Origin of the sequence: Flavobacterium micromati (assembly GCF_900129585.1) — a bacterium.
GTDB lineage: Bacteria > Bacteroidota > Bacteroidia > Flavobacteriales > Flavobacteriaceae > Flavobacterium > Flavobacterium micromati.
This window is the reverse complement of the sequence record NZ_FQWF01000009.1, coordinates 79225-104793: the sequence shown is the minus strand read 5'-3', so window position 1 is coordinate 104793 and position 25569 is coordinate 79225. Positions and strand designations below refer to the sequence as shown.

Annotated in this window: 25 protein-coding genes and 1 tRNA gene; 18 read left to right on the top strand and 8 right to left on the bottom strand. The window is 33.1% G+C overall.

From position 1 onward, the window contains the following. The first annotated feature begins 84 nt into the window (after positions 1–84). Positions 85–2073: a DNA primase gene (gene dnaG, locus BUB42_RS10840; protein WP_073020189.1), complete on the top strand. Its 1989-nt coding sequence runs from the start codon at positions 85–87 to the stop codon at positions 2071–2073. On the opposite strand, the gene BUB42_RS10835 is transcribed toward dnaG, so the two are convergent. Together BUB42_RS10835 and nadE are read right to left on the bottom strand one after the other, a co-directional pair. Beyond that, positions 2070–2699 carry a response regulator transcription factor gene (locus tag BUB42_RS10835; RefSeq protein WP_073020187.1) on the bottom strand — a complete coding sequence of 210 codons (630 nt, stop codon included), beginning with the start codon at positions 2697–2699 and terminating at the stop codon, positions 2070–2072. The two genes, dnaG and BUB42_RS10835, sit on opposite strands and share 4 nt — an antisense overlap. A gap of 97 nt (positions 2700–2796) precedes the next feature. Further along, on the bottom strand, positions 2797–3594 hold the full coding sequence (gene nadE, locus BUB42_RS10830) for an NAD(+) synthase (protein ID WP_073020186.1): 798 nt from the start codon (positions 3592–3594) through the stop codon (positions 2797–2799). Between the two features lie 99 nt (positions 3595–3693). On the opposite strand from nadE, the gene gldB reads away from it, so the two are divergent. Together gldB and gldC are read left to right on the top strand one after the other, a co-directional pair. Beyond that, entirely contained in the window at positions 3694–4650 is a 957-nt protein-coding gene (gene gldB / locus BUB42_RS10825; protein ID WP_073020184.1) for a gliding motility lipoprotein GldB, read from the top strand. Then, positions 4650–4985 carry a gliding motility protein GldC gene (gene gldC, locus BUB42_RS10820; RefSeq protein ID WP_073020183.1) on the top strand — a complete coding sequence of 112 codons (336 nt, stop codon included), beginning with the start codon at positions 4650–4652 and terminating at the stop codon, positions 4983–4985. The genes gldB and gldC overlap by 1 nt, the downstream gene beginning before the upstream one ends. Positions 4986–5064: 79 nt before the next feature. Here the strand turns inward: gldC and yihA are convergent, their stop codons facing one another. Next, positions 5065–5688, bottom strand: a complete 624-nt coding sequence (yihA, locus tag BUB42_RS10815; RefSeq protein ID WP_073020181.1) for a ribosome biogenesis GTP-binding protein YihA/YsxC — start codon at positions 5686–5688, stop codon at positions 5065–5067. A gap of 26 nt (positions 5689–5714) precedes the next feature. Beyond that, positions 5715–6488, bottom strand: coding sequence for an alpha/beta fold hydrolase (locus BUB42_RS10810; protein ID WP_073020180.1), 774 nt, complete (start codon positions 6486–6488; stop codon positions 5715–5717). Between the two features lie 378 nt (positions 6489–6866). Between BUB42_RS10810 and mraZ the strand changes: the two genes are divergently transcribed. The 15 genes from mraZ (at position 6867) to BUB42_RS10735 (ending at position 23471) form a co-directional block, all read left to right on the top strand. Then, positions 6867–7340: a division/cell wall cluster transcriptional repressor MraZ gene (mraZ, locus tag BUB42_RS10805; RefSeq protein ID WP_073020178.1), complete on the top strand. Its 474-nt coding sequence runs from the start codon at positions 6867–6869 to the stop codon at positions 7338–7340. Continuing rightward, positions 7315–8223, top strand: a complete 909-nt coding sequence (gene rsmH, locus BUB42_RS10800; RefSeq protein ID WP_170857218.1) for a 16S rRNA (cytosine(1402)-N(4))-methyltransferase RsmH — start codon at positions 7315–7317, stop codon at positions 8221–8223. The genes mraZ and rsmH overlap by 26 nt, the downstream gene beginning before the upstream one ends. A gap of 29 nt (positions 8224–8252) precedes the next feature. Beyond that, positions 8253–8600 (top strand): FtsL-like putative cell division protein, encoded by a 348-nt coding sequence (locus BUB42_RS10795; RefSeq protein ID WP_073020176.1) that lies wholly within the window; start codon positions 8253–8255, stop codon positions 8598–8600. Next, entirely contained in the window at positions 8591–10594 is a 2004-nt protein-coding gene (locus BUB42_RS10790) for a penicillin-binding transpeptidase domain-containing protein (RefSeq protein WP_073020174.1), read from the top strand. Before BUB42_RS10795 ends, BUB42_RS10790 begins: the two co-directional genes overlap by 10 nt. After that, positions 10591–12054, top strand: coding sequence for a UDP-N-acetylmuramoyl-L-alanyl-D-glutamate--2,6-diaminopimelate ligase (locus BUB42_RS10785; protein ID WP_073020173.1), 1464 nt, complete (start codon positions 10591–10593; stop codon positions 12052–12054). Before BUB42_RS10790 ends, BUB42_RS10785 begins: the two co-directional genes overlap by 4 nt. A gap of 20 nt (positions 12055–12074) precedes the next feature. Further along, entirely contained in the window at positions 12075–13304 is a 1230-nt protein-coding gene (gene mraY / locus BUB42_RS10780) for a phospho-N-acetylmuramoyl-pentapeptide-transferase (protein ID WP_073020171.1), read from the top strand. A 1-nt stretch (position 13305) separates the two neighbouring features. After that, positions 13306–14637: a UDP-N-acetylmuramoyl-L-alanine--D-glutamate ligase gene (gene murD, locus BUB42_RS10775; protein ID WP_073020169.1), complete on the top strand. Its 1332-nt coding sequence runs from the start codon at positions 13306–13308 to the stop codon at positions 14635–14637. Between the two features lie 69 nt (positions 14638–14706). Next, positions 14707–15996, top strand: coding sequence for an FtsW/RodA/SpoVE family cell cycle protein (locus BUB42_RS10770; RefSeq protein ID WP_073020359.1), 1290 nt, complete (start codon positions 14707–14709; stop codon positions 15994–15996). A 23-nt stretch (positions 15997–16019) separates the two neighbouring features. Next, positions 16020–17141, top strand: coding sequence for an undecaprenyldiphospho-muramoylpentapeptide beta-N-acetylglucosaminyltransferase (murG, locus tag BUB42_RS10765; RefSeq protein WP_073020167.1), 1122 nt, complete (start codon positions 16020–16022; stop codon positions 17139–17141). 33 nt (positions 17142–17174) lie between these two features. Beyond that, complete coding sequence (gene murC, locus BUB42_RS10760; protein WP_073020165.1) at positions 17175–18524, top strand: UDP-N-acetylmuramate--L-alanine ligase; 1350 nt, start codon at positions 17175–17177, stop codon at positions 18522–18524. Continuing rightward, a complete protein-coding gene (locus tag BUB42_RS10755) occupies positions 18511–19233 on the top strand; it encodes a cell division protein FtsQ/DivIB (protein ID WP_073020163.1) in 723 nt (240 codons plus the stop codon). The genes murC and BUB42_RS10755 overlap by 14 nt, the downstream gene beginning before the upstream one ends. Positions 19234–19239: 6 nt before the next feature. After that, positions 19240–20622, top strand: a complete 1383-nt coding sequence (ftsA, locus tag BUB42_RS10750) for a cell division protein FtsA (RefSeq protein ID WP_073020162.1) — start codon at positions 19240–19242, stop codon at positions 20620–20622. Positions 20623–20682: 60 nt separating this feature from the next. Further along, a complete protein-coding gene (ftsZ, locus tag BUB42_RS10745) occupies positions 20683–22614 on the top strand; it encodes a cell division protein FtsZ (protein ID WP_073020160.1) in 1932 nt (643 codons plus the stop codon). A 259-nt stretch (positions 22615–22873) separates the two neighbouring features. Then, positions 22874–23323, top strand: a complete 450-nt coding sequence (locus BUB42_RS10740) for a GatB/YqeY domain-containing protein (RefSeq protein ID WP_073020158.1) — start codon at positions 22874–22876, stop codon at positions 23321–23323. A 74-nt stretch (positions 23324–23397) separates the two neighbouring features. Then, positions 23398–23471, top strand: a tRNA-Arg gene (locus BUB42_RS10735). Between the two features lie 115 nt (positions 23472–23586). On the opposite strand, the gene BUB42_RS10730 is transcribed toward BUB42_RS10735, so the two are convergent. The 4 genes from BUB42_RS10730 to BUB42_RS10715 all read right to left on the bottom strand — a co-directional run bounded on the left by BUB42_RS10730 (position 23587) and on the right by BUB42_RS10715 (position 25390). Continuing rightward, positions 23587–23811, bottom strand: a complete 225-nt coding sequence (locus BUB42_RS10730) for a hypothetical protein (protein WP_073020156.1) — start codon at positions 23809–23811, stop codon at positions 23587–23589. Position 23812: 1 nt separating this feature from the next. Next, positions 23813–24118: a hypothetical protein gene (locus BUB42_RS10725; protein ID WP_073020154.1), complete on the bottom strand. Its 306-nt coding sequence runs from the start codon at positions 24116–24118 to the stop codon at positions 23813–23815. 179 nt (positions 24119–24297) lie between these two features. Then, positions 24298–24864 (bottom strand): hypothetical protein, encoded by a 567-nt coding sequence (locus BUB42_RS10720; protein ID WP_073020152.1) that lies wholly within the window; start codon positions 24862–24864, stop codon positions 24298–24300. A 40-nt stretch (positions 24865–24904) separates the two neighbouring features. Next, positions 24905–25390: a hypothetical protein gene (locus tag BUB42_RS10715; protein ID WP_073020151.1), complete on the bottom strand. Its 486-nt coding sequence runs from the start codon at positions 25388–25390 to the stop codon at positions 24905–24907. Between the last annotated feature and the right edge of the window lie 179 nt (positions 25391–25569).

Below are 25569 nucleotides of genomic sequence, written 5' to 3'. Positions count from 1 at the left end.
TTTCAGAGTTTCAAACTTTGAAGGGGTTTATATCTTAAAAAACTTTGTAACTTTGACTTTTTATAACCTTCACCTAACATAAAATTGATTTCAAAAGCCACAATAGATACTGTTTTCGAAACTGCTCGCGTTGAGGAGGTTATCGGTGATTTTGTAAATTTGAAACGAGCGGGGTCTAACTTTAAGGGCTTGAGTCCGTTTTCTGAAGAACGTTCTCCATCGTTTATGGTTTCACCAGCAAAAGGGATTTGGAAAGATTTCAGTTCTGGAAAAGGAGGAAACTCGATTGCATTCTTGATGGAACACGAAAAGTTTACCTATCCAGAAGCCATTCGTTATTTAGCCAAAAAATACAATATCGAAATAGAAGAAACGGAGCAAACCGATGAAGAAAAAGCCAATACTGACATTCGAGAAAGTATGTATTTGGTTTCGGAATTTGCCAAAACCTATTTTCATACTACATTATTGAATTCTGAGGAAGGAAAAGCAATTGGTTATTCCTATTTTAAGGAACGTGGTTTTACCAATGAAACGATAACAAAATTCAGTTTAGGCTATTCGCCAGAAGCTTGGGATGCTTTTACTAAGGAAGCTTTAGGAAAAGGATATAAGTTAGAATTTCTAGAAAGCACAGGACTAACAATTCCAAGAGATGATAGGCCTTTTGACCGTTTTAAAGGTCGGGTTATGTTTCCAATACAAAGTATGTCAGGACGCGTTTTGGGTTTTGGTGGTCGAATTTTAACTAATGATAAGAAAGCCGCAAAATACCTCAATTCACCAGAAAGCGATATTTATCATAAAAGTAAAGTTCTTTACGGTATTTTTCAAGCAAAACAGTCTATTGCAAAGCTTAACAATTGTTATTTAGTAGAAGGTTACACCGATGTGATCCAGTTTAATCAATCTGGAATTGAAAATGTGGTTGCTTCGTCTGGAACTGCGCTAACACCAGATCAAATTCGATTAATAAACAGATTAACTAAGAATGTTACCGTTCTTTTTGATGGCGATGCTGCGGGCTTGCGTGCGTCGATTCGAGGAATAGATTTAATTCTAGAAGAAGGAATGAATGTAAAAGTCTGCTCTTTTCCAGATGGTGAAGATCCAGATAGTTTTGCAAAGAAATCATCCTATGAAGATTTAGTGGCTTATTTAGAAAATAATGCCAAAGATTTCATTCAGTTTAAAGCCTCGCTTTTAATGAATGAGGCCAAAAATGACCCCATCAGGAAAGCCGATTTGATTCGGGATATGGTTGTGAGTATTTCCAAAATTCCTGATCGTATTCAAAGAGAAATTTACATTCAAGAATGCTCGAGAATAATGGATATTTCGGAGCAAGTGTTGCAGAGCACGCTGGCGCAAATAGTTCAGAAAGAAACTATAGAAGTTGGTAAAAAACTAAAACAAAATGATTCTGCTGGTCAACAGGTATTTGAAGTAGTAAAAAATGAAAATATCCTTGGAATAGAAAAAGTAGATATATTGTATCGCTTGGAACGAAAAATTATTGAAATTCTACTTTTGTATGGTAACAAAGAAGAAGAGTTTGAGGATACCTATTTAAAAACTAATGAAGATGGCGAGATAGAAACATTTACAGAGAAGAAAATCTATAAAGTGTTTCAACGAATTTATCTCAGTTTACAAGAAGATGAAGTGGAATTAGCTAATCCGTTATTTCGTGATATATTTAAGGACTTAATTGCATTTTATAATGAGCAGGAAAATTTTAGCTTAGAGCAGTATTTAATGCGTTTGCAAACTGATTTTGCTCAAGAAGTTACCGATATCTTGATGGAGGATGAACGCGTTGTTTTACACGATTGGCAAGGACAAAATATTTTCCCAAAATCAAAAACCGAAACGATTGCGCAAAATGTTTCAGAAACTATCTTAACGATGCGTTGGTATTTAGTGGGCAGAATTATTGAAGAATTAAAAAACTCTATATTATCAGAATCAAATTCAGATAATACAGAGTCTATGGCAATGATAATGGATTATAATATGTTAGTGCACTCTTTCTCTAAAAAATTAGGAAGGGTAATGTCTAGATATTATTAAACAATTTCTAAGGTTTTAGCTTTATTAACTAAATCTACTAAATTAGTTACATTCAACTTTGTGAGTAAACGCAATTTGTAAGTACTTATAGTTTTTTCATTTAGATTCAAAATTTCAGCGATTTCATGATTCTTTTTACCTCCACTTAAATAACGCAAAACTTCAACTTCACGGTTGGAAAGTTTACGATATAAACGCTCACTTTTACTTTGCTTAGCAATTAATGCTAAATTTTTCTTTACGGTTTCGTTCATTATTATTTTACCTTGGAAAACCTTATTAATGGCAATACCTAAAGTCTCTAACTTTTCAGATTTATGCACAAAACCAGATACTCCGGCTTTTATGGCATTTGGCGCATAAATTTGTTCTGAGAGACTGCTGTAAATAATAATTTTTGTTTTTGGAAAAGTTTTCAAGATCGCTTTAATCTCAAAAATACTAGAAAGTCCTTCCAAATCTAAATCGATTACTAACACATCGATGTCTTTAGTTTGAAGTATGTCCCTGACCATCAAGAAATTACCAACATTGGCAACAATTGAAATGTCTGCATTGTCTTTAAAGTAAGATTTTACTCCAAAATGCACAACGGGATAATTATCGGCTATACATACCTTGATCATAATTTTTAAGTTTTAGAATTGTTTGTAATTGGAATTGTAAAATTAATAAATAAATTCTGTAATTAATTGCAAATCAATAGAAAATGTGATTTTTTTTTTATTTTTTTATTCGGCAAACCGGAATTGGTAGCATTTTATGTTGGTTTACGGCATTTAAACGTGTATAAATTTCAAAAACTACTTTTTCTCGACCAGTAAAATCTAGAGAACTTTTATGGATTTCAGCTTGCGACATGGCCCATTCTAGCTCGTCATAACTAGCTCCTAGTTGATCTTCATCGGTTCTATCATCTCCAAATAATCCATCCGTGGGAGCAGCTTTTAGAATAGATTGAGGTACGGCTAAGAAATGACCTAACAAAAACACCTCAGATTTCAATAAATCAGCAATTGGACTTAAATCCACTCCGCCGTCACCATATTTTGTATAAAATCCAACTCCAAAATCTTCCACCTTGTTGCCAGTTCCGGCGACAAGTAAACCGTGAACGCTCGCAAAATAATATAAAGTTGTCATTCTTAGTCGTGCTCGAGTATTAGCAAGGGCCAAATTTACTTTTCCTGCATCAACATTATTTGGTACTGTTGTTATGAATGTATCAAAAACAGAAGTTAAATTTGCTTCGACACTGCTAACATTGGGAAATCGTTTTTTTAATTGCTCGATATGTTCGCGCCCCCGTGTTACATGACTTGTTGCCTGATGAATAGGCATTTCAACACATAAAACTTGTAAACCAGTTTGAGCACATAAGGTTGAGGTAACCGCTGAATCAATACCACCAGAAATTCCAATCACAAATCCATTTACTTTCGAATGTCCTGCGTAGCTTTTTAGCCAATCCACTATCTGATTATTGACTTCTTCCACTTTAATTGTACTTTTTTTAGTCATAATAATTTAAGTTTTTAAAAGCAGGAACGTATATTTGCAAAATCTATTTGTTCAACTTTTTGTTTAAAAATTCGTTACTAACAAATTTAATTAATATTTATGAAAAAATTTGTATTTATTGTAGTCTTTTGTCTCTTTTTCTTATCGTGTGATAAAAAAAATAAGATTGAGGAATCGGTTGCGATAATTCCAGTAGAGTTAAAAGTGGAACGTTTTGATAAAATATTCTTTGAAACACCAGTTGAAGATTTAAATAAAGTAAAAAAAGAATTTCCGTTTTTCTTTCCTAATGGAAATGATAACAATGTTTGGATTAATAAAATGCAGGATCCGCTCTGGAAAGAGGTTTACACTGAAGTTCAAAAAAAATACGCTAATTTTAATCCTGTAAAAAAAGAATTGGAAACACTTTTTAAGCATATTAAATATTACTTTCCAAAAACTAAAATTCCCAAAGTAATCACCATTATTTCAGAAATGGATTACGATACTAAAGCAATTTATGCTGATAGTTTATTGATTGTATCACTGGAATTGTATCTGGGTAAAAATCATAAATTTTATCAATTTCCTAATTACTTAAAAGAAAATTTCGAGAAAAGACAAATAGCACCAGATGTAGTTTCAAGTTTTGCTAGTAGAAAAATTCCAGCAGTAACAGATAAAGAGTTACTCAGTCAGATGATTTATTATGGCAAGCAACTGTATTTAAAAGATTTATTATTACCTTATTACACCGATGCCGAAAAAATTGGTTACACGGAACCGCAGATAACTTGGTGCAAAGAAAACGAAAGCTATATGTGGCGTTATTTTATCGAGAGAGAAATGCTATATAGCAATGAGCAGAAACTAATATCTCGTTTTATCAATCCAGCTCCATTTTCTAAATTTTATTTGGAAATCGACAATGATTCGCCTGGGCGAGTTGGCGCGTGGATAGGCTGGCAAATTGTTCGTTCATATGCAAAAAATAATGACATGCCAATTGCCGATTTACTAAAAGTAGATCCAAAAGAGCTTTTTGAAAAATCTAAATATAAACCTAAGAAATAATGTCAAATAAAAATATATCGGAAATTAAATTTCAAATTGAACTAGATGATAATCGTGTTCCAGAGAAATTAATGTGGTCTGCCAAAGATGGTGGAGTAGAACTAGAAGAGGCCAAAGCTATCATGCTTTCTGTTTGGGATAGCAAAGCTAAAGAAAGTATGCGAATTGATTTATGGACGAAAGATATGCCGGTTGATGAAATGAAAATTTTCTTTCATCAAACATTAGTTGCTATGTCTGAAACATTTAAACGCGCTACTGACGATGAAAAAATGGCAGATACAATGAAAGATTTCTGCGACTATTTTGCGGAGAAATTGGATTTGGTAAAGTAAAAAAAACCTAATAAAAAAATTCCTAATTCCAATTTATTATTGGAATTAGGAATTTTTTTATTTTTTGGATTTTCTTGTTTTAAAATCCACTATTGTTATTTTTAAAAACTTCTTGATTTACTTCATCAATATAACCTAACAATTCTTCTTTTCCAGTTGATTCAGTTGCTGATGTTATAAAGTATTGTGGCATTTCAGCCCAATTGTTAGCAAACATTTTCTTTTTGTACGCCGCTATGTGAGAATCTATTTTTACTCGACTAATTTTGTCAGCTTTAGTAAAAATGATACAAAAAGGGATTTCACTTTCTCCCATATAAGACATGAATTCAATATCTATAGTTTGTGCTTCATGGCGAATATCTATTAACACAAATGCGCAAACTAATTGTTCTCTAGTTTCAAAATAATCTGTGATAAATTCTTGAAAGATAGATTTTGTTTTTTTTGAAACTTTGGCATATCCATAACCGGGTAGATCTACTAAAAACCAATTATTATTGATTATAAAGTGATTTATAAGTTGAGTTTTACCGGGTCGTCCAGATGTTTTTGCTAGCTTTTTATGATTTGTTATCATGTTGATCAAAGAGGATTTCCCCACATTTGATCTACCTATAAAAGCGTATTCCGGCAAAAAATCCTTAGGACATTTCGCTACATCGGAATTGCTTATAACAAATTCGGCGGTATTAATTTTCATTTATAAGAGTATAAAATTCTTCTGTATTAATTTAATGTAAAATGCGTGTTAGTTAGCCAATCTTCTAATAAAAGATTGAATTCCTCAGGATGTTCCATCATTGCAGCATGTCCACATTTATCGATCCAGTATAAAGTCGAATTTGGTAATAATTTATTAAATTCTTCAGCAACATCTGGAGGGGTAACTTTGTCATCTTTTCCCCAAATAATGCAGGTTTGAACGTCCATATTTGGTAGATCTTTAGCCATATTGTGACGAATTGCGCTTTTAGCAATTGTCAAAGTTTTAATCAATTTTATTCTGTCGTTTACTGATTCGTAAACTTCATCAATTAGTTCTTTAGTGGCTACTTTAGGATCATAAAAAACATCTTCGGCTTTTTTCTTGATGTATTCATAATCACCTCTTTTAGGATAACTATCTCCCATGGCGCTTTCATAAAGTCCTGAACTTCCTGTTATTACCAGTCCAGCTACTTTTTCGGGATACATTTTAGTGTGATATAAAGCGATATGTCCACCTAAAGAATTTCCTAAAAGTATAACGCGTTCCAATCCTTTGAACGTAATAAAATCTTTAACGTATTTAGCAAAACTTTTTACATTTGTTTTTAAAATATTCTGAGTGTAAATAGGTAAATCTGGAATGATAATTTTATAACCTCTTGTAGAAAAGTAATTGGCAACAGCATCAAAGTTACTGAGTCCTCCCATTAAACCATGTAAGATCACTATTGGAGTTCCTTCGCCAGCTTCATAATAGCTGTATCTACCTTCTTTTTTATAATTTTTTTCCATTTTGTTTCAGACCGGATTTTCAATTTCGACAAATATATGATTTAATAAACTAAAACTAATTTTTACAACAATTTTTAATTGTAAAAATACTGAGTTAGTGTTACTAAGTGATTTGGTTTTACCCAAAATTATACCTTAAATTTTAATATTTTTTCTCAAATTATGACCTTTAAAAATTACGATTCTGTATGTACTTACTGTCTTTTTTTATAACATTATGTTTCTTACAAATTATTTTTATTGATGATAACTCTTTGATTCTATATTAATTAGGGGCTAAGGGTGACAAGTGGTTAAACTTATTAACAAAGTGGTACATTGTGGTAAAATGTGGTAAAATTTTTTATATTTTTGCTCTACACCATTTAACTCTTGAACTTGGATACAATAATTGGGACATATGAATGTAAAGTCGATGCCAAAGGAAGGTTACTGTTACCAGCACCTTTAAAAAAGCAGTTGACCACTTCACTTCAAGACGGATTTGTCCTGAAGCGTTCCGTTTTTCAACCTTGTTTGGAATTATATCCAATGAAGGAATGGAATTTAATGATGCAAAAAATTAATACGCTCAATCGGTTTGTAAAAAAGAATAATGACTTTATCCGGAGGTTCACAGCTGGTGTAAAAGTAGTTGAAATAGATGCTTTAGGGCGTTTATTAGTACCGAAGGATTTAGTAGTTTTTGCAAGCATTAATAAGGAAGTGGTTTTCTCATCAGCTGTAAATATTTTGGAGATTTGGGATAAAGATTTGTATGAGAAATCAATAAGTGGTGAAGATTTAGATTTTGCAGATTTAGCCGAAGAAGTAATGGGTAATATAAATGACAACGACAATGGAATATCATAATCCGGTTTTACTTCACGCATCAGTAGATGGTTTAAATATCAAGCCAGATGGCATTTATGTTGATGTAACCTTTGGTGGAGGTGGTCACTCTAAAGAAATTTTGAGCAGACTTGGTCCAAACGGGAAGTTGTTTGCTTTTGATCAAGATGAAGATGCTTTAGCAAATGCCTTAGCAGATGAGAGATTTACACTTATCAATGAAAACTTCAGATTCATAAAGCGTTTTTTACGTTTCTATGGAATTAAAAGTGTTGATGGAATTTTGGCAGATTTGGGAGTTTCCTCTCATCAATTTGACGTTCCTGAAAGAGGTTTTTCAACTCGCTTTGATGCTGGATTGGACATGAGAATGAGTCAAAAAAATGATTTGAATGCTTACAAAGTAGTGAATGAATATGACGAAGCTAATTTAAGAAGAGTATTTTTAGATTATGGAGAATTAAAAAATGCGCCCGTTTTAGCAAAGACAATTTTAGAAGCAAGAGAATTTAATCCAATTAAAACTACTGATAAGTTAAAAGAAATTCTTTCTCAGCATTTACCAGAAAGAGTTAAGAATAAAGTATTAGCTCAAATTTATCAAGCCATCCGGATTGAAGTCAATCAAGAAATGGATGTTTTAAGAGAATTTCTAGAACAATCACTTGAAGTTTTAAATATTGACGGTAGATTAAGTGTCATTTCGTATCATTCATTAGAAGATCGACTGGTGAAGCGCTTTATGAAAAACGGAATGTTTGAAGGAGAACCTGAACGTGATTTTTTTGGAAATTTTTCGGTGCCCTTTAAAACTGTTGGAAAATTAATTGTTCCTGATAATGCCGAAATTAAAGAAAATAATAGAGCAAGAAGTGCCAAATTAAGAATTGCCGAGAAAAAGTAGAGTTACGAAAAAGAGATAAAGATCCAAAAATGAAAAACGGAGTATACAGTTTATTAAAAGCAAGATTCCTCTTAAACGAGGATGCAGTAAAGAACTGGCGATTTATCGTTTTTATTATTTTTTTAGGAATTCTAATGATCGCAAATACACAACGCTTTGAACAAAAGGTTTTCAAGATTGTGGAATTGACAAACAAATCAAAGGAGCTGCGCTCTGAGTTTGTTGATAGAAGATCAGAGTTAATGAAATTGAAAATGGAGTCAGCAGTTTCTGAAAAAATGATTGAAAAAGAAATTTTTCCATCAACAGTTCCTCCAGTAAAAATAAAAGTTAAAGAAGTAAAAGAAAAAAGATTTTTTCAAAAATTATGGCAGTAGAAGATAAACAAATATCGTATCGTATTTATCTAGTAGCTTTTGGCATCTTTTTCATGGCCATAGCTATTACTGTGAAATTAACCAATATTCAGTGGGTAGAAGGTGATTATTATAGAAAATTGGCTAAAGAAAGAACAGTTCGAACATTTGTAATTCCAGCTAATAAAGGAAACATTTATTCAGCAGATGGCAGTTTACTTGCAACTTCAATTCCAAATTATGAAATTCGATTTGATGCGCTTGCGCCAAAAGCCGAGGCATTTGAGAAAAATGTCAAGTCATTAGCCGATTCATTAGTTACAGTTCTTGGGAAATCTTCTGAATTTTACGAAAATGAATTGAGAAAAGCGAGAGCTAATAAAAACAGGTATTACCTATTAGCGCGAAATTTGAGTTATACAGAATATTTCAAAATAAAAGGTTTTCCTTTATTTAATTTGGGTGCCTATAAGGGAGGAATAATCGTTGAACAGGAAACCGTGCGAGAGCATCCAATAGGGAAAATTGCCGAACGTACCGTAGGTTATGAAAGAACTTCTCATGGAAAATCATTTGAAGGAAAAGGGATTGAATGGGCTTTTAGAGATGACTTAAACGGGAAAGATGGTAAGATTTTAAAGCAAAAAATTGCTAAGGGACAATGGAAACCTATTCGCGATGTCAATGAAGTGGATCCTCGGGATGGTTACGACGTGATTTCTACTATTGATGTTTACATTCAAGATATTGCGCATCATGCGTTATTAAAACAATTAGAAGCTTATGATGCTGATCACGGTTGTGTAGTGGTTATGGAAACACATACCGGTCATATTAAAGCAATTTCTAACCTTGGCAAAGCCAAAGATGGGACGTATTTTGAAACCACAAATTATGCGGTAGCTGAATCGCATGAACCAGGTTCAACTTATAAATTAGCCGATTTGATGGCGCTACTCGAAGATAAAAAAGCGGATACGAGTACAGTTTATGATAGTAAAGGCGGCACGATAATCTATTCTGGTCGAAAAGTACGTGATTCAAAGGAAGGTGGTTATGGAAAAATTTCGTTAGCACGAGGATTTGAATTGTCATCAAATACCGTTCTAGTTCAAGCAGTTTATCAGGCTTATAAAGATGAACCATCAACATTTGTTAATCATCTCAATAATTTTGGATTAAATAGACAGTTGGGACTTTCGATCAAAGGAGAAGGAGTTCCTTACATACCGCATCCAAAGGATAAAAAGTGGTCTAATGTCTCACTTCCTTGGATGGCTTTTGGGTACGGAGTTTCGATTACGCCCATGCAAACTTTAGCATTTTATAATGCTGTTGCCAATGATGGAGAAATGGTTAAACCGCAATTTGTTTCAGAAATAAAAGAATGGAACAGAACAATAAAGAAATACGAGAAAGAAGTTTTGATTGCGAAAATATGTTCTGATGAAACAATTTTGAAATTACAGGCTGTCCTAGAAAATGTCGTTAAAAAAGGAACGGGTTCTAAATTGTACTCAAAAGATTTTTCAATGGCAGGAAAAACAGGTACAGCGCAAGTGAATTACGGTAAAAATGGTAGGTCAGAGATGTATTATGCATCTTCATTCGTGGGTTATTTTCCAGCTGATCAACCTAAATATTCTTGCATTGTTGTAGTGCACAAGCCAAATACTGCATTGAATAACTTTTATGGTGCTGATGTGGCAGGTCCAGTGTTTAAAAGGATTGCTCAAAAAATATTTACTGATGCACCTTCTACCAATGAAATTAAAAATATAGATAAAAAAATTGCAAAACAAGAAAGTAATTACGATTCCTATTTTGCAAAGTCAAATATAAAACAGCAATTGGTTCCTAATTTAAAAGGAATGTCAGGAATGGATGCTGTAGCATTATTAGGGAATTTAGGACTTAAAGTTAGGGTTGTAGGCGTAGGGAAGGTAAGAAAACAATCAGTTGAAGCTGGTCAAAATTTAGTGAAGAATACAACGATTTTATTAGAATTGTCATGAATAAATTAAAAGACATATTATACAAAGTGGCTATCGAATCTATGCAAGGTTCGACGGAAATTTCTATTAATAAGATAGATTTCGATTCCAGAAAAATTGGAGCTAATGACGTTTTTATTGCTATTCGTGGTACAATTTCTAATGGTCACGATTATATCAACAAAGCAATTCAACAAGGAGCAACTGTAATTGTTTGTGATACATTGCCAGAAACTATCGAAAAAGGAATTACCTATGTGCAAGTAAAAGATACCAATTCGGCATTAGCTTTTATGGCTGCCAATTTCTTTGGAAATCCATCTCAAAAATTAAAATTGATTGGGATAACTGGTACAAATGGTAAAACTACTATTGCCTCACTATTGTTTCAATTGTTTCAAAAAGCAGGTCATAAAGTTGGATTACTTTCGACAGTGAAAATTGTAGTAGATGTGATCGAATATAAAGCAACGCACACAACTCCAGATTCAATTACTATCAATCATTATCTAAAAGAAATGGTCGATGCTGGTGTTGAATATTGTTTTATGGAGGTTAGTTCTCACGGAGTTCATCAAAAAAGAACAGAAGCGTTGCATTTTGTGGGTGGAATTTTTACTAATTTATCTCATGATCATTTAGATTATCACCCAACATTTGCTGAATATAGAGATGTCAAAAAATCATTTTTTGATAGTTTACCTAAAACGGCATTTGTGCTAACTAATGTCGATGATAAAAACGGACAAATAATGTTGCAGAATACTGCGGCGAAAAAAGTCACTTACGCCTTAAAAACATACGCTGATTATAAAGCGCAAATATTAGAAAACCAGTTATCGGGTTTGCTTCTAAAAGTAAATGGTAATGAAGTTTGGGTAAAATTAATAGGAACATTTAATGCATATAACTTATTGGCAATTTATGGCACTGCTGTAGAATTAGGAATGGAAAGCCTAGAAGTACTTCGCCTAATGTCTAATTTAGAAAGTGTTTCTGGTCGTTTTCAGTTTATAGTTTCAACAACAAATATCACTGCAATTGTTGATTATGCGCACACACCAGATGCGCTTGACAATGTTTTGAAAACAATAAACAATATTCGCACAAAAAACGAACAATTAATTACGATAGTGGGTTGTGGTGGAAACAGAGATAAAGCCAAACGTCCCATTATGGCCGCAATTGCGACAGATTTAAGTGATAAAGTTATTTTGACGTCAGATAATCCAAGAGATGAAAATCCAGAAGAAATAATTAACGAAATGGAACAAGGTGTTGCACCTCAGAACCATAAGAAATTATTAACGATTACCGATAGAAAACAAGCGATTAAAACCGCATGTCAATTGGCTCAGCCAAATGATATTATCCTAATTGCCGGCAAAGGTCATGAAACATATCAGGAAGTGAAAGGTGTTCGTCAGCATTTTGACGACATGGAAACGGTAAAGGAAATTTTAGAACAACTTAATAAATAACTAAATAAACAAAAACAAATATGCTATACTATTTATTTGAATATTTAGATAAAACATTGGATATTCCGGGGACAGGAGTATTTCAATATATTACGTTTAGATCGGCATTATCATTTATTTTATCGTTGTTATTGTCAACTATCTACGGAAAAAGAATTATTCAGTTTTTGCAAAGACAGCAAGTGGGGGAAACTGTTCGCGAGTTGGGATTAGCGGGTCAAAATGAAAAAGCGGGAACACCTACAATGGGTGGATTAATCATAATCTTTGCAACGCTTGTTCCAGTAATGCTTTTTTCAAAATTGCATAATATTTATATTGTTTTGTTGATTGTAACTACGCTATGGATGGGAACTATCGGTTTTGTCGATGATTATATAAAAATCTTTAAAAAGGATAAGGAAGGATTAAAAGGTATTTTCAAAGTATTTGGTCAAGTTGGTTTAGGTTTAATCGTAGGTTCAGTGCTTTATTTAAGTCCAGCAGTTACCGTTAGACAGGACACGACTAGAACAAATATTTTTAAAGCACAAACCGAAAATATAACTGTGCAAGCGCCAATAGAAGAAAAATCTACAGTAACTACAATTCCATTCTTTAAAAACAATGAATTTGATTACGCAGAATTGCTTGCTTGGACAGGCGATGGTTATCAAAAGTGGGCGTGGCTAGTGTTTATTCCAGTTGTGATTTTCATCATAACTGCCGTTTCAAATGGTGCAAATTTAACAGATGGAATTGATGGTCTCGCGGCGGGAACGTCGGCAATTTCAGTCTTTGCTTTGGGTATTTTTACATTTGTTTCGGGTAATATTATCTTTTCTAATTATCTCAATATTCCTTACATACCCAGTTCAGGAGAAATGACCGTTTTTATAGCGGCTTTTGTAGGTGCCCTCATTGGGTTTTTATGGTACAACTCATATCCAGCTTCTGTTTTTATGGGTGACACAGGAAGTTTAACTATTGGAGGAATCATTGCAGTATTAGCAATCGCTGTTCGAAAAGAGATGCTGATTCCATTATTATGCGGAATTTTTCTCGTCGAAAATCTTTCTGTAGTTCTGCAAGTCACTTATTTTAAATACACCAAGAAACGCTTTGGCGAAGGCCGAAGAATATTTTTAATGTCTCCTTTACATCACCATTATCAAAAGAAAGGATACCATGAAAGTAAAATTGTAACACGATTTTGGATTGTTGCAATAATGTTTGCCATTTTATCAATTATTACTCTAAAATTAAGATAATATGAGATTAGTAATTTTAGGAGGTGGCGAAAGCGGTGTAGGAACTGCAATTTTAGGCAAGAAAAAAGGTTATGAAGTTTTTGTATCTGATTTTGGAAAGATAAAAGGAAATTATAAAGAAGTTCTTATCATTAATGGTATTGCATGGGAAGAGGAAAAACATACTGAAGATCTAATCTTCAACGCTGATGTGGTGATGAAAAGTCCTGGTATTCCAGATAAAACGCCAATAGTAAAAAAATTAGTCGAGAAAGGCATTCCTGTAATCTCAGAGATTGAGTTTGCCGCTCCATATACAAATGCTACAATTGTAGGGATAACGGGAAGTAATGGTAAAACAACTACCACAATGCTAACTCATCATTTGTTAAAATCAGCTGGATTGAATGTGGGATTGGGAGGAAATATAGGGAAAAGTTTTGCTTGGCAAATTGCTGATAACAAATATGATTCTTATGTATTAGAATTAAGTAGTTTTCAGTTGGATGGCGTTAAAAATTTTAAACCCCATATCGCTGTTATTACAAATATTAGTCCAGATCATTTAGATCGATATGAATACAACTATGACAATTACATTAATGCAAAATTTAGAATAACAATGAATCAAACTGAGGATGACTATCTTCTTTATGATGCTGATGATGAAGCCATAAGTGCATGGTTAGAAAGGCACACAACAAAAGCAAAATTAATACCTTTTTCATTGACAAAAACTTTCAACGAAGGAGCTTACATAAAAAACAATAAAATGGAAATTAGAATCGAGCAAGATAAGTTCACAATGGATACAGATCACATTGCCTTAGAGGGAAAACATAATATGAAAAACGCAATGGCAGCAACCTCTGTGGCAAAATTAATGCAAATAAGAAAGGCAACGATAAGAGAAAGTCTTTCTAATTTTCAAGGTGTAGAACACCGTCTTGAGAAAGTTTTAAAAATCCAAAATGTTCAATATATAAATGATTCTAAAGCGACTAATGTAAATGCTACATTTTTTGCTTTGGATAGTATGAACACACCTACAGTTTGGATTGTGGGAGGAGTTGACAAAGGGAACGATTACAATGAATTAATGTCGTTAGTACGAGAGAAGGTAAAAGCAATCATTTGTCTAGGTGTAGATAATAAAAAGATTATCGATGTTTTTGGGAATGTTGTAGACATTATGGTTGAAGTGGATAATATGAGTGATGCAGTACAAATGGGACAGCGCCTAACCGAAAAGGGAGACACCGTTTTATTGTCACCTGCTTGTGCAAGTTTTGATTTGTTCGAAAATTACGAAGACCGTGGAAATCAATTTAAACTAGCGGTTAAACAATTATAAATTATTAACGAGCCAAAGTGATAAATTTGGAAATAGATAAAGATTAAAACGGCTAAAATTATAATGAATATGAAGCAATTAATAGGCTATTTAAAAGGAGATAAAGTAATATGGTCATTCGTGGCGCTGTTGGCTCTATTTTCATTTATGCCTGTTTTTAGTGCCAGTAGCAACTTAGCGTATTTAGGACATGGTACAGGAAATACGTTGGGATATTTGGTTAAACATTTGGGTCATATTTTCTTTGGTTTTGGAATAATATTTATGGTTCATAATGTTCCGTATCTATATTTTAGATCAATTTCTAAATGGTTTCTGCCAATAGTTTGGGTAGTCTTAGCTTTAGCAATGATTAAAGGGCAAGTTGTAGGTGGGGCTAATGCTAGTCGATGGCTTCAAATCCCGCTTGTTGGTATTTCATTTCAGCCATCAACATTTGCATCACTTGTTTTATTTGTTTTTGTTGCGCGATATTTATCTAAAAAAAGAGAAGAGCCCATTGATTTTCTTGAGTCAATAAAAGAGCTTTGGGCACCAGTATTTTTAACGTTGTTGTTGATACTTCCATCAAACTTTTCAACAACTGCATTAATATTCACAATGATTGTTATGCTTACGTTTATAGGAAAGTATCCCATGAAATATATTGCAATCATTGTAGGAGCAGGAATTGTTGTTCTTACCTTTTTTATATTAATGTCTAAAGCTTTTCCGGATTCAACAATGTTTAGTAGAGTGCGGACTTGGGAAAGCCGGATTGAAAGTTTTAGTACTGATAAACCAGATGAAGATGATTATCAAATAGAAAAAGCTAAAATTGCAATCGCTTCGGGTATGATTTATGGACTAGGACCAGGAAAAAGCGTTCAGAAAAACTTTTTACCTCAGTCTTCTTCCGATTTTATTTATGCTATTATAATTGAGGAATATGGCTTAATTGGCGGCTTGGTTGTAATGTCATTGTACTTATTATTGCTCTTCCGGTTTGTTGTTGCTTCGCACAAAGCAACCACGCTTTTTGGAAAACTTGTAGTTGTAGGACTGGGTTTTCCCATGATATTTCAAGCAATGATAAATATGGCCGTGGCTGTCGAATTGCTGCCAGTGACTGGCCAAACCTTGCCACTGATTAGTAGCGGTGGAACTTCAATTTGGATGACTTGTATTGCGCTTGGAATTATAATCAGTGTGACTAAAAAAGAGGAAGAAATTGTTCAAGAATTAAAAAACGCTGCCAAAAGGGATGAAGCGCTTCAAAAGTTAATTGACAGAGAATTAGAGGAAGATGAAGTTTTAGACGGAACCTATTCTATTGAAGACAAAGCGAGAAATCCAATGCAGGCAGTAATGAATAAATAAACATAATAACTATTATAGAAATAATGAAACCATATAAATTCATATTAAGCGGCGGCGGAACAGGAGGACATATCTATCCTGCAATTGCTATTGCAAATGAATTAAAATTGCGGTTTCCCGATGCTGAGTTTTTATTTGTGGGTGCCAATGATAAGATGGAAATGCAAAAAGTTCCTCAAGCAGGTTATGAAATCATTGGACTTTGGATCTCAGGTTTGCAACGAAGACTAACATTTGATAATACCTTATTTCCGCTAAAACTAATTAGTAGTTTGATAAAAGCGCGCAAGATTATCAAACAATTTAAACCAGATGTCGTTATAGGCACAGGTGGTTTTGCAAGTGGTCCACTTTTACAAGTTGCTGCTTTTTCTAATATTGCTACCGTTATTCAAGAACAGAATTCATATCCTGGAATAACCAATAAATTATTGAGTAAAAGAGCCAATAAAATTTGTGTAGCCTACGAAAATTTAGAACGGTTTTTTCCAAAAGAAAAAATGATTTTAACGGGAAATCCGGTTCGTCAAGATGTTTTAAATACTGATTCTAAAAAAAGTGAAGCAATTTCATATTTCAATTTAGATGCTAATAAAAAAACATTGTTAATTCTTGGTGGAAGTTTAGGATCCAGAAGAATCAATCAATTGATTGCAACAGAGCTAGATTTTTTATTAGCATCAGGGATTCAAATATTCTGGCAATGCGGTAATTTTTACATGACAGAGTACAAACAATTTTCGGAGACAGAAAATGTTCAAGTAGTTTCGTTTATTGATAGAATGGATTTAATATATGCGGCGGCTGATTTCGTCATTTCTCGCGCTGGAGCATCATCAGTTTCTGAATTGTGCCTAGTGGGGAAACCAACGATTTTTATTCCTTCGCCAAATGTAGCTGAAGATCATCAAACTAAAAACGGAAAAGCAATTGCCGACAAAAATGGAGCGCTATTAATAAAAGAAAGTGAACTTGGCGAAAAATTTGAGACGGTTTTTAACAGATTGCTACACGATGAGAATCTGCAAAAGGATCTAAGTGAAAACATGAAAAAATTAGCAAAACCAAATGCAACAAAAGATATAGTTGACGAGATAATAAAATTAGTTCAAAGTCCTAAGTTAGAAAGTCCACAGACTTTGTAAGCATAACGACTTTAGAAATTTATAAAAAATAAAATGAATTTAGATCAAATAAATAACGTCTACTTTATAGGAATCGGAGGAATCGGGATGAGTAATCTTGCGCGCTATTTCAAGAATTTGGGAAAGGAAGTTTGCGGTTATGACAAAACGCCTTCTGTTCTTACAAATGAATTGATTGAAAGTGGTATTTCAATTCATTTTGAAGATGCTATTGATTTGGTTCCAAAGGATTTTTATATTGAAAACACCTTGGTTGTTATTACACCAGCAGTGCCGGTTTCACATTCCGAATGGAATTATTTTATACAAAAAGGTTACGTAATTAAAAAGAGAGCTGAAGTTTTAGGATTAATTACTAAAGACACTTTCTGTTTTGCAGTTGCAGGTACACATGGGAAAACGACCACATCAGGTATTTTGGGCCACATTTTGCACGAAAGCGGCGCGGATGTAACTGCTTTTATAGGCGGAATAGTAGAGAACTATAATTCTAATTTGATAGGAAACGGAAAGACAATAACCGTTGTTGAAGCGGATGAATTTGATCGTTCATTTTTGCATTTGCATCCTAATATTGCTTGTATTACTTCAATGGATGCTGATCATTTAGATATATATGGAACGAGTGAGGAAATTGAAAAATCATTTATAGAATTTGCAGATAAAATAAAAGACAAGAAAAACCTTTTTATTACAAAAGAATTGCCAATTGAAGGAGTTGTATGCGCCGTAAACGACGAGGCAGTTTACAAAGCAATCAATGTTAGAATAGGAGATGGAAGTTATGTTTTTGATGTGCAAACGCCCACCTCGGTAATTAAAGATTTACATTTTGGATTACCAGGGCGACATAATTTAATGAATGCAGTAATGGCTATTGCAATGGCAAATTTATTTGGCACCCCAACCGATGTCATTGCTAAAGCCATAGCTTCATTTAAAGGAATAAAAAGACGGTTTTCGTACCAAATAAAAACACAAGCTAAAGTTTACATAGATGATTATGCGCATCATCCTACAGAAATAAATGCGGTTCATCAGGCGGTTACAGAATTGTATGATGGTCAAAAAGTGCTCGCTGTCTTTCAACCTCATTTGTTTAGCAGGACGAAGGATTTTGCAGATGATTTTGCAAAAAGTTTATCGGCATTTGATGAAGTTATTTTATTGGATATTTATCCTGCTCGTGAAACACCGATGGAAGGCATAAATTCACAATGGCTTATGGATAAAATGACTAATGGAAATAAAAAATTAGTAAATAAGAGCGATCTGATTCCAGCGATTTTGGCTAGCAGCGCTAAGATTATTGTAACAATTGGAGCAGGAGATATTGGGGAATTAGTTACACCAATAAAAAAAGCGATTTATGAAACTATTTAACTGGATCAATATCCGACTAATTCTGATGTTTGTAATTGTGGTTTTTTTATTTTCATTTACATCAAAACGTAGTGAAAAGAGAAAATTGACCAAATGCACGATCATTTTCGTTGAAGACAATGCTCCTTTCGTTAAACAAGATTTAGTTAATAAATTGTTGATAGAAAATAATGAACAAGTAACAAGCATTGAAAAAGAAGATTTAGATTTGAATATGTTGGAAAAACGCTTAAATGCGCACAAAATGATTGAAAAATCAGACGTATATGTGAGTATTGATGGTATATTGAAAGCTGTAGTAAAACAGAAAACCCCAATTGCTAGGATTTTTGAGAATGGAAGTTCTTTTTATATTGATTACAAAGGAACTAAAATGCCTTTATCTGCTAATTTTACAGCAAGAGTCCCACTTGTTTCAGGGAGAATAAATAAAAATAACAACGAAGATTTGGCCGCATTGTTCCGGATAATTTATGATGATGCATTTTTGAAAAAAAACATCATTGGAATTCAAATTATGCCCAATGGAAGCTTAAAAATGTTCAATAGAAATTTTGACTATCAAATAGATTTTGGTACAGTAAAAAATGTTGAACAGAAATTTAAAAATTATAAAGCTTTTTTTCAAAAAGCAGTTTTAGATAGTTCGTTGTATAAATATAAAAAAATTGACCTCCGATTTACGGAACAAGTAGTTTGCACTAAATAATAGATAATGGAAAAAGAGAATATTGCAGTAGGTCTAGATATAGGCACGACTAAAATAGTTGCCATGATAGGCAAGAAGAATGAATATGGTAAACTAGAAATTTTAGGTTTAGGAAAATCTAAAAGTTTAGGAGTAGCCAGAGGTGTAGTAAATAATATTACTCAAACCATTCTATCTATTCAACAAGCAGTTCAAGAAGCAGAGATTAATTCTGGTTATAAAATAAAAGATGTCGTTGTTGGAATCGCAGGTCAACACATTCGCAGTATACAACACACCGACTATATTAGCAGAAATAATCCTGAGGAAGTGATAGGCGGAATGGATATTCAATTACTAATTGATCAAGTCAATAAGTTGGCGATGTTACCGGGTGAGGAAATAATTCATGTTTTACCGCAAGAATTTAAAATCGATGGACAGTCTGAAATAAAAGAACCGATCGGGATGTATGGCGGTAGATTAGAATCTAGTTTTCATGTTGTAGTGGGTCAGGCTTCGTCAATACGTAATGTGGGACGATGTATTCAAAGTTCAGGGATTGAATTATCAGGACTTACGCTAGAACCTTTGGCTTCAGCTGATGCAGTTTTAAGTCAAGAAGAAAAAGAAGCTGGAGTTGCATTAATTGATATCGGTGGCGGAACTACTGACTTGGCTATTTTTAAAGATGGGATTATTCGTCATACTGCGGTAATTCCTTTTGGCGGAAATGTAATCACTGATGATATCAAAGAAGGATGTTCAATTATTGAAAAACAAGCCGAATTATTGAAAGTTAAATTTGGTTCTGCTTGGCCAGGTGAAAATAAAGACAACGAAATTGTTTCTATTCCTGGATTAAGAGGTAGAGAGCCAAAAGAAATTTCATTAAAAAATCTTTCTAAAATCATTCATGCAAGAGTGGTGGAGATAGTGGATTTAGTTTTTACAGAAGTGAAAGCGTATGGTCATGAAGATCCACGTAAAAAATTAATTGCTGGAATTGTGCTGACAGGTGGCGGTGCTCAATTGAAACATATCAAGCAATTAGTAGAATACATTACGGGAATGGATACTAGAATTGGATATCCCAATGAGCATTTAGCAGGAAATTCTGATGAGGAAATTGCAAGTCCATTATACGCAACAGCGGTAGGATTAGTAATGAAAAGCATTGAAAATAAATCACAAAGTGCAGTGAGAATAGATGCCGTAATACAGACTAAAGTACCTGTGTACAGACCGCCTATCGTGAATGCTCCAGTAGATGAAGTTTTGCAAGATGTAGAGGATATGCAAGATAACAATGCTACTGAAAAACAGAATTCAACAGTAAATAGGATACAACGAAATTTCTTTGATCGTTATGTAGATAAGATTAAGGATTTTTTAGATAATGCCGAATAAGTGGCATAGCCAAAAAAATGAAAAGGATAAATAGTATAACAATTTCAAAAACCAGATAAAATGATAAGCGACTCAGAATTTGGAAGTATTTCATTTGATTTACCAAAAAACCAATCAAATGTGATAAAAGTTATAGGAGTAGGTGGAGGCGGAAGCAATGCCATTAATCACATGTTTAAGCAAGGAATTAAAGGAGTAGATTTCATCGTATGTAATACGGATTCTCAAGCTTTACAAAATAGTTCAGTGCCCAATAAAATTCAGTTAGGAGTTCACTTAACGGAAGGACTTGGTGCAGGAGCAAACCCCGATGTGGGGCAACAATCAGCCATTGAGAGTATTTCTGATATCGAAAAGATGTTAGATCGCAATACAAAGATGGTTTTTATAACTGCCGGAATGGGCGGAGGAACTGGAACGGGAGCTGCGCCTGTAATTGCACAATTAGCTAAAGAAAGAGATATTCTTACTGTAGGAATTGTAACATTGCCGTTTCTTTTTGAAGGAAAGGTGCGTCAAGAACAAGCCTTAATTGGAATTGAAAAATTACGCAAGCAGGTTGACTCTTTGATTGTTATCAATAATAATAAATTAAGAGAAGTATATGGCAATCTTGGTTTCAAAGCCGGATTTTCAAAAGCTGATGAAGTTTTGGCAACAGCCTCAAGAGGAATTGCTGAAGTAATTACGCATCACTACACTCAAAATATCGATTTAAGAGATGCCAAAACAGTTTTGTATAATAGTGGAACTGCAATAATGGGATCTTCTGTTTCATCTGGTGAAAATAGAGCCAAGGAAGCTATAGTTGCCGCACTTGATTCACCATTATTAAATGATAATAAAATTACCGGTGCTAAAAATGTATTGTTGCTTATCGTTTCTGGAACTAATGAGATTACAATTGATGAAATTGGAGAAATCAATGATCATATCCAGATAGAAGCTGGTCACAATGCAAATATTATTATGGGTGTTGGTGAAGATGAATCACTTGGCGACGCCATAGCTGTAACGATAATTGCCACAGGATTTGACATTGAACAGCAAAATGAAATCGTTAATACCGAACCAAAAAAGATAATTCATACTCTTGAAGATGAGCAAAGAAGTGTTCATAATTTAAGTAATAAATCAGTTGCAGCATTCAATTTGAACTCAGATTTTGTCAGTTCTAATTTCAATGAAAGAGTTGTATTTGACCTAGATGATAAGGAAGTAGTTACCGATTTAGCATTAGCAATGCCTACAGCCGAAAAAGAGGATTTGCTGGTGATGTCTGATTTTATTAAAAATTTAGATGTAACTTTTGAAATCGTTTCTCCTATTAGTGATGTTGATTTTAAAATTACAACTCCTGTCAAAGAGGTAAAGGCTTTACAACCAAAAGTGGTCGAAAGACAAGAACAAACTACTTTCTCTTTTGACCTGCCACTTTTCAAATCAGAGCAAGTAGAGCCAATACAAGAGAAAAAAGTATCTTTTGAGTTGACAAATGAAGTTCATGAGATCAAAGTAAACGACGCTATTCAATTTGTTCCCGTGACGGAATTGTCAGATAAAGGAATTATTAAATATTCTCTTGAAGAGTTTATGGAGCAAGAGCCTGAATTTATGGTTAAACCAATCGCAAAAGTTCCAGAAGTGATCGTTCCAGCTGAAATGAATATCACTATGAAGCAACTTGATAAATCAGAATATGAAGCGGTGGATTCTGAGCCTATATCACCAATGGAGATGACAATCGAGGAAACTTTACGAATGAGAGCTGATGAAAGAAGAAAAAAGCTAAAAGAATTCAATTATAAGTTCCATAACAATGTTTCTAAAATTGATGAATATGAAAAAGAGCCGGCCTATAAAAGATTAGGAATAGACATTTCAAATAGTTCAGCTAATAATACAAATTCGAGAATATCTGTGGGGACCGATAGTAACAATGATTTGCAGTTGCGTTCAAACAACTCTTACTTGCATGATAATGTAGATTAAAGAATTCTAACAAAAATTAGGTAACCCGAAAATTAAAAGTGGTTTTCGGGTTACTTTTTTTGCCGAATGAACAGCTGCATTAATTGTTAATTTCAGTAAATTTCTTTAAATTTGCCGAGCTTCGATTTAAGCGATCGATTTAAGTTTTTAGGAAGAAAGAGTTTTAGCTAAAAAAAACCTCTTACTTCAACTGAAATAGTATTTTGAGGCTGATTAAAAAACAATAGGCATTTTAAAGACTAAATAAATAAACAAAATTATGAGTTTATCAATAACAATCATGGACGATCTTAAAACCGCCATGAGAGCCAAAGATACAGTAGCATTAGAAGCGTTAAGAGCTATCAAATCAGAAATATTATTAGCACAAACAGCATCAGGATCAAAAGAAGAAATTTCAGCTGATGATGAAGTTAAATTATTGCAAAGATTAGTAAAAACGCGCAAAGAAAGTGCTAGAATTTTTACAGAGCAAAACCGTATGGATTTAGCTGAACCAGAATTAGCTCAAATCGCAGTTATTGAAAAATTCTTGCCTGCACAATTAACGGAAGAGGAAGTTGAAGCAGTAATTGCAAAAATTATCTCTGATACTGGAGCTTCTGGAATTGCATCAATGGGAAAAGTAATGGGATTAGCAGCAGCGCAATTAGGTGGAACTGCAGAAGGAAAAACAATTTCCACCATTGTAAAGAAATTATTGGTTTAGAGTTTAACGTGTTAGTTGGTGGTATTTATAAATCATAAATCTAAAATCGTTAATCAACAACCTAAAATCAAAATGGCTGCGTAGTTCAACTGGATAGAATATCAGATTTCGACTCTGAGGGTTGCAGGTTCGAACCCTGTCGCGGTCACTAATAGTGTTGATTTTATTGACTTAACAACGTTTTTAGTCAACATTTAGTCAACCATTTTCAAAAACACTCTTCTTAGGGTGTTTTTTTTGTGTTTAATAAATAAAAAAAAATATTATTTGTCATCTATTGGATTAATTCCTTTGCCTAAAACAATTCTTTTGTTTTGGTTTTGTCCGTTATCGTCAATTGTTTCAATTAGTTCAGCTATGGTGTCTATGTTTCCAAGGATAACAATATTTAAACATTGATTTGTTATTTTTATTTTATCGCTTAATCCTACATCTGAATTTAAAACAAAATCTTTTAATTCGTCAATATTATTTATTTGAAATTCCATTTTAATACTGATCGTTAAATTCGTTAATCATTCGCTTCACGTCTTCGGGGGTTGTAATATTAACAACAATAGGAATAAATGCGTTTTCAGTTGTTGTACTTAATTCAGTAGCTTTTAAAGTAGGTAGTACAAATTTTGCTAAATCAATTATCGCCTTTATACGTTCCTTTGGTTCTAATGCTTTTAAATCGCTATTCATTTGCGCCAAATTATCATTAATAAGACTTTGGAATTGTTCCCGTATTTCGGTGGTGTTTCTGTTCGGTGTTCCTTTGGTTCGTCCGCCTGTTTTTATGCCTGTTGCCATTGCTTCTATATTTATCTACTTTAGACTATTTACGTTAACTATTAATAATGTAAAAGTAATAAATTTTATCTATATTTGTTTAGGTTTTACGCATTGCCTGTGTGATACTATTTGAACAAAAAAAGGCGTTCCGTTATTGGTTCGCCTTTTGTGTTTTTATAATTGTTTTAAAATGCAGATTAAAATGTTAATCCCTCAGTTTTAAACTCTAATATTTGATTGCCATTTTGATATAAAGGTATCTCTATTAATACTTTTTTTGAAGTTTTTAACATTTTTAAAAATTTACTTTTACCTTCAACGAAAATTGTTTCAGTTGAGTTATCCGCTGGCTCTGAATAAGAAAACGTTGTTTGTTTACCATTATCAAAACGAGCTTTAAAATACTCGTTTTCGTATCCTCCACTTATTTGTCCTTTCATTATCGAAATAATAATATCTACTTGGCCGTTCATTCGTCTAACTGTTAACTGCCCAAAATTAACTCCCTCGTATGGAGCTGTAAGGCTTAAGCTTTCATTGCTTTGGACTCTACAAAAAACATCTTTAACATCAGTCATTTTATTTTTTATTGTATCGTATTTCCATCCGCTAATATCTTCTTTAAACGCTTCGGTTTCGGATTTTTCCATAATAGCCCTCGCAATACTATCCATTTTAAGCGTTTCTTCTAAAGTATATTCTTTTTCTTTTTCCTTACAATTAAATAATAAAATTGATAAACAAACGATCGCAATTTTCTTCATAAATAAGTTTTTAAAGTTGTTAATTATCTTCTAATCTATTCTACCATTCTGAAATAGGCTGTAATTTAATCGTAAATAGTTCAACTAAATGAGGATTTAATGTTTCAGTTAGATTGTACCCAAAAGCTGTTTCTCTTATTGCACCGTTCTTTTTTATTAAAGACTGTTCAATCGAATATTCACTAATTGTTTGCATTGAAACTCCTCCACCATAAAGACCAATAGGTTCAGCAAAAAATCTAAAATTCATAACGGTAACTCTATATTTACTTTTCTTTGTTTCAATTCTAAACTCGCCTATTAATTCTCTAAGCTTTTTGTCATTGAAATTCGTTCGCTTAATAATTCCAGTCGAGTCTGTTTTAAATTCTAACCTCGGATTATTTTTGAGTTTTGAAATATTTGTTGAATCCTCATAAATACTACTCCAATTAATTAATCCATCTACAATAATGAAGTTTTTATTTTGTGCAAAAGAGTTGTTTGTAATTAATATTAATAATAGTGCTATCAATGTTTTTTTCATTTTTTTATAATTTGTTGCAATAAACAAATTAAATTACAATATTCCAATACCTACTTTAAGTGATATTCAAAACAAAAAAAGGTGTTCTGTTATTGGTTCGCCTTTTGTGTTTTACTCCATACAATATGAATAATTTTGTTTTAAAAAAGTTAATATTAGATTTGTTTCATTATCTACTG

Excerpts from the sequence above, each read along its gene's own strand:
- BUB42_RS10715 (WP_073020151.1), bottom strand. The coding sequence starts at position 25,390 with ATGAAAAAAACATTGATAGCACTATTATTAATATTAATTACAAACAAC.
- BUB42_RS10730 (WP_073020156.1), bottom strand. The coding sequence starts at position 23,811 with ATGGAATTTCAAATAAATAATATTGACGAATTAAAAGATTTTGTTTTA.
- BUB42_RS10740 (WP_073020158.1), top strand. The coding sequence starts at position 22,874 with ATGAGTTTATCAATAACAATCATGGACGATCTTAAAACCGCCATGAGA.
- gldC (WP_073020183.1), top strand. The coding sequence starts at position 4,650 with ATGTCAAATAAAAATATATCGGAAATTAAATTTCAAATTGAACTAGAT.
- BUB42_RS10770 (WP_073020359.1), top strand. The coding sequence starts at position 14,707 with ATGAAGCAATTAATAGGCTATTTAAAAGGAGATAAAGTAATATGGTCA.
- murG (WP_073020167.1), top strand. The coding sequence starts at position 16,020 with ATGAAACCATATAAATTCATATTAAGCGGCGGCGGAACAGGAGGACAT.
- mraY (WP_073020171.1), top strand. The coding sequence starts at position 12,075 with ATGCTATACTATTTATTTGAATATTTAGATAAAACATTGGATATTCCG.
- BUB42_RS10795 (WP_073020176.1), top strand. The coding sequence starts at position 8,253 with ATGAAAAACGGAGTATACAGTTTATTAAAAGCAAGATTCCTCTTAAAC.
- BUB42_RS10790 (WP_073020174.1), top strand. The coding sequence starts at position 8,591 with ATGGCAGTAGAAGATAAACAAATATCGTATCGTATTTATCTAGTAGCT.
- murC (WP_073020165.1), top strand. The coding sequence starts at position 17,175 with ATGAATTTAGATCAAATAAATAACGTCTACTTTATAGGAATCGGAGGA.
- BUB42_RS10810 (WP_073020180.1), bottom strand. The coding sequence starts at position 6,488 with ATGGAAAAAAATTATAAAAAAGAAGGTAGATACAGCTATTATGAAGCT.
- ftsA (WP_073020162.1), top strand. The coding sequence starts at position 19,240 with ATGGAAAAAGAGAATATTGCAGTAGGTCTAGATATAGGCACGACTAAA.
- BUB42_RS10835 (WP_073020187.1), bottom strand. The coding sequence starts at position 2,699 with ATGATCAAGGTATGTATAGCCGATAATTATCCCGTTGTGCATTTTGGA.
- BUB42_RS10785 (WP_073020173.1), top strand. The coding sequence starts at position 10,591 with ATGAATAAATTAAAAGACATATTATACAAAGTGGCTATCGAATCTATG.
- yihA (WP_073020181.1), bottom strand. The coding sequence starts at position 5,688 with ATGAAAATTAATACCGCCGAATTTGTTATAAGCAATTCCGATGTAGCG.
- murD (WP_073020169.1), top strand. The coding sequence starts at position 13,306 with ATGAGATTAGTAATTTTAGGAGGTGGCGAAAGCGGTGTAGGAACTGCA.
- BUB42_RS10725 (WP_073020154.1), bottom strand. The coding sequence starts at position 24,118 with ATGGCAACAGGCATAAAAACAGGCGGACGAACCAAAGGAACACCGAAC.
- nadE (WP_073020186.1), bottom strand. The coding sequence starts at position 3,594 with ATGACTAAAAAAAGTACAATTAAAGTGGAAGAAGTCAATAATCAGATA.
- ftsZ (WP_073020160.1), top strand. The coding sequence starts at position 20,683 with ATGATAAGCGACTCAGAATTTGGAAGTATTTCATTTGATTTACCAAAA.
- rsmH (WP_170857218.1), top strand. The coding sequence starts at position 7,315 with ATGACAACGACAATGGAATATCATAATCCGGTTTTACTTCACGCATCA.
- BUB42_RS10720 (WP_073020152.1), bottom strand. The coding sequence starts at position 24,864 with ATGAAGAAAATTGCGATCGTTTGTTTATCAATTTTATTATTTAATTGT.
- gldB (WP_073020184.1), top strand. The coding sequence starts at position 3,694 with ATGAAAAAATTTGTATTTATTGTAGTCTTTTGTCTCTTTTTCTTATCG.
- BUB42_RS10755 (WP_073020163.1), top strand. The coding sequence starts at position 18,511 with ATGAAACTATTTAACTGGATCAATATCCGACTAATTCTGATGTTTGTA.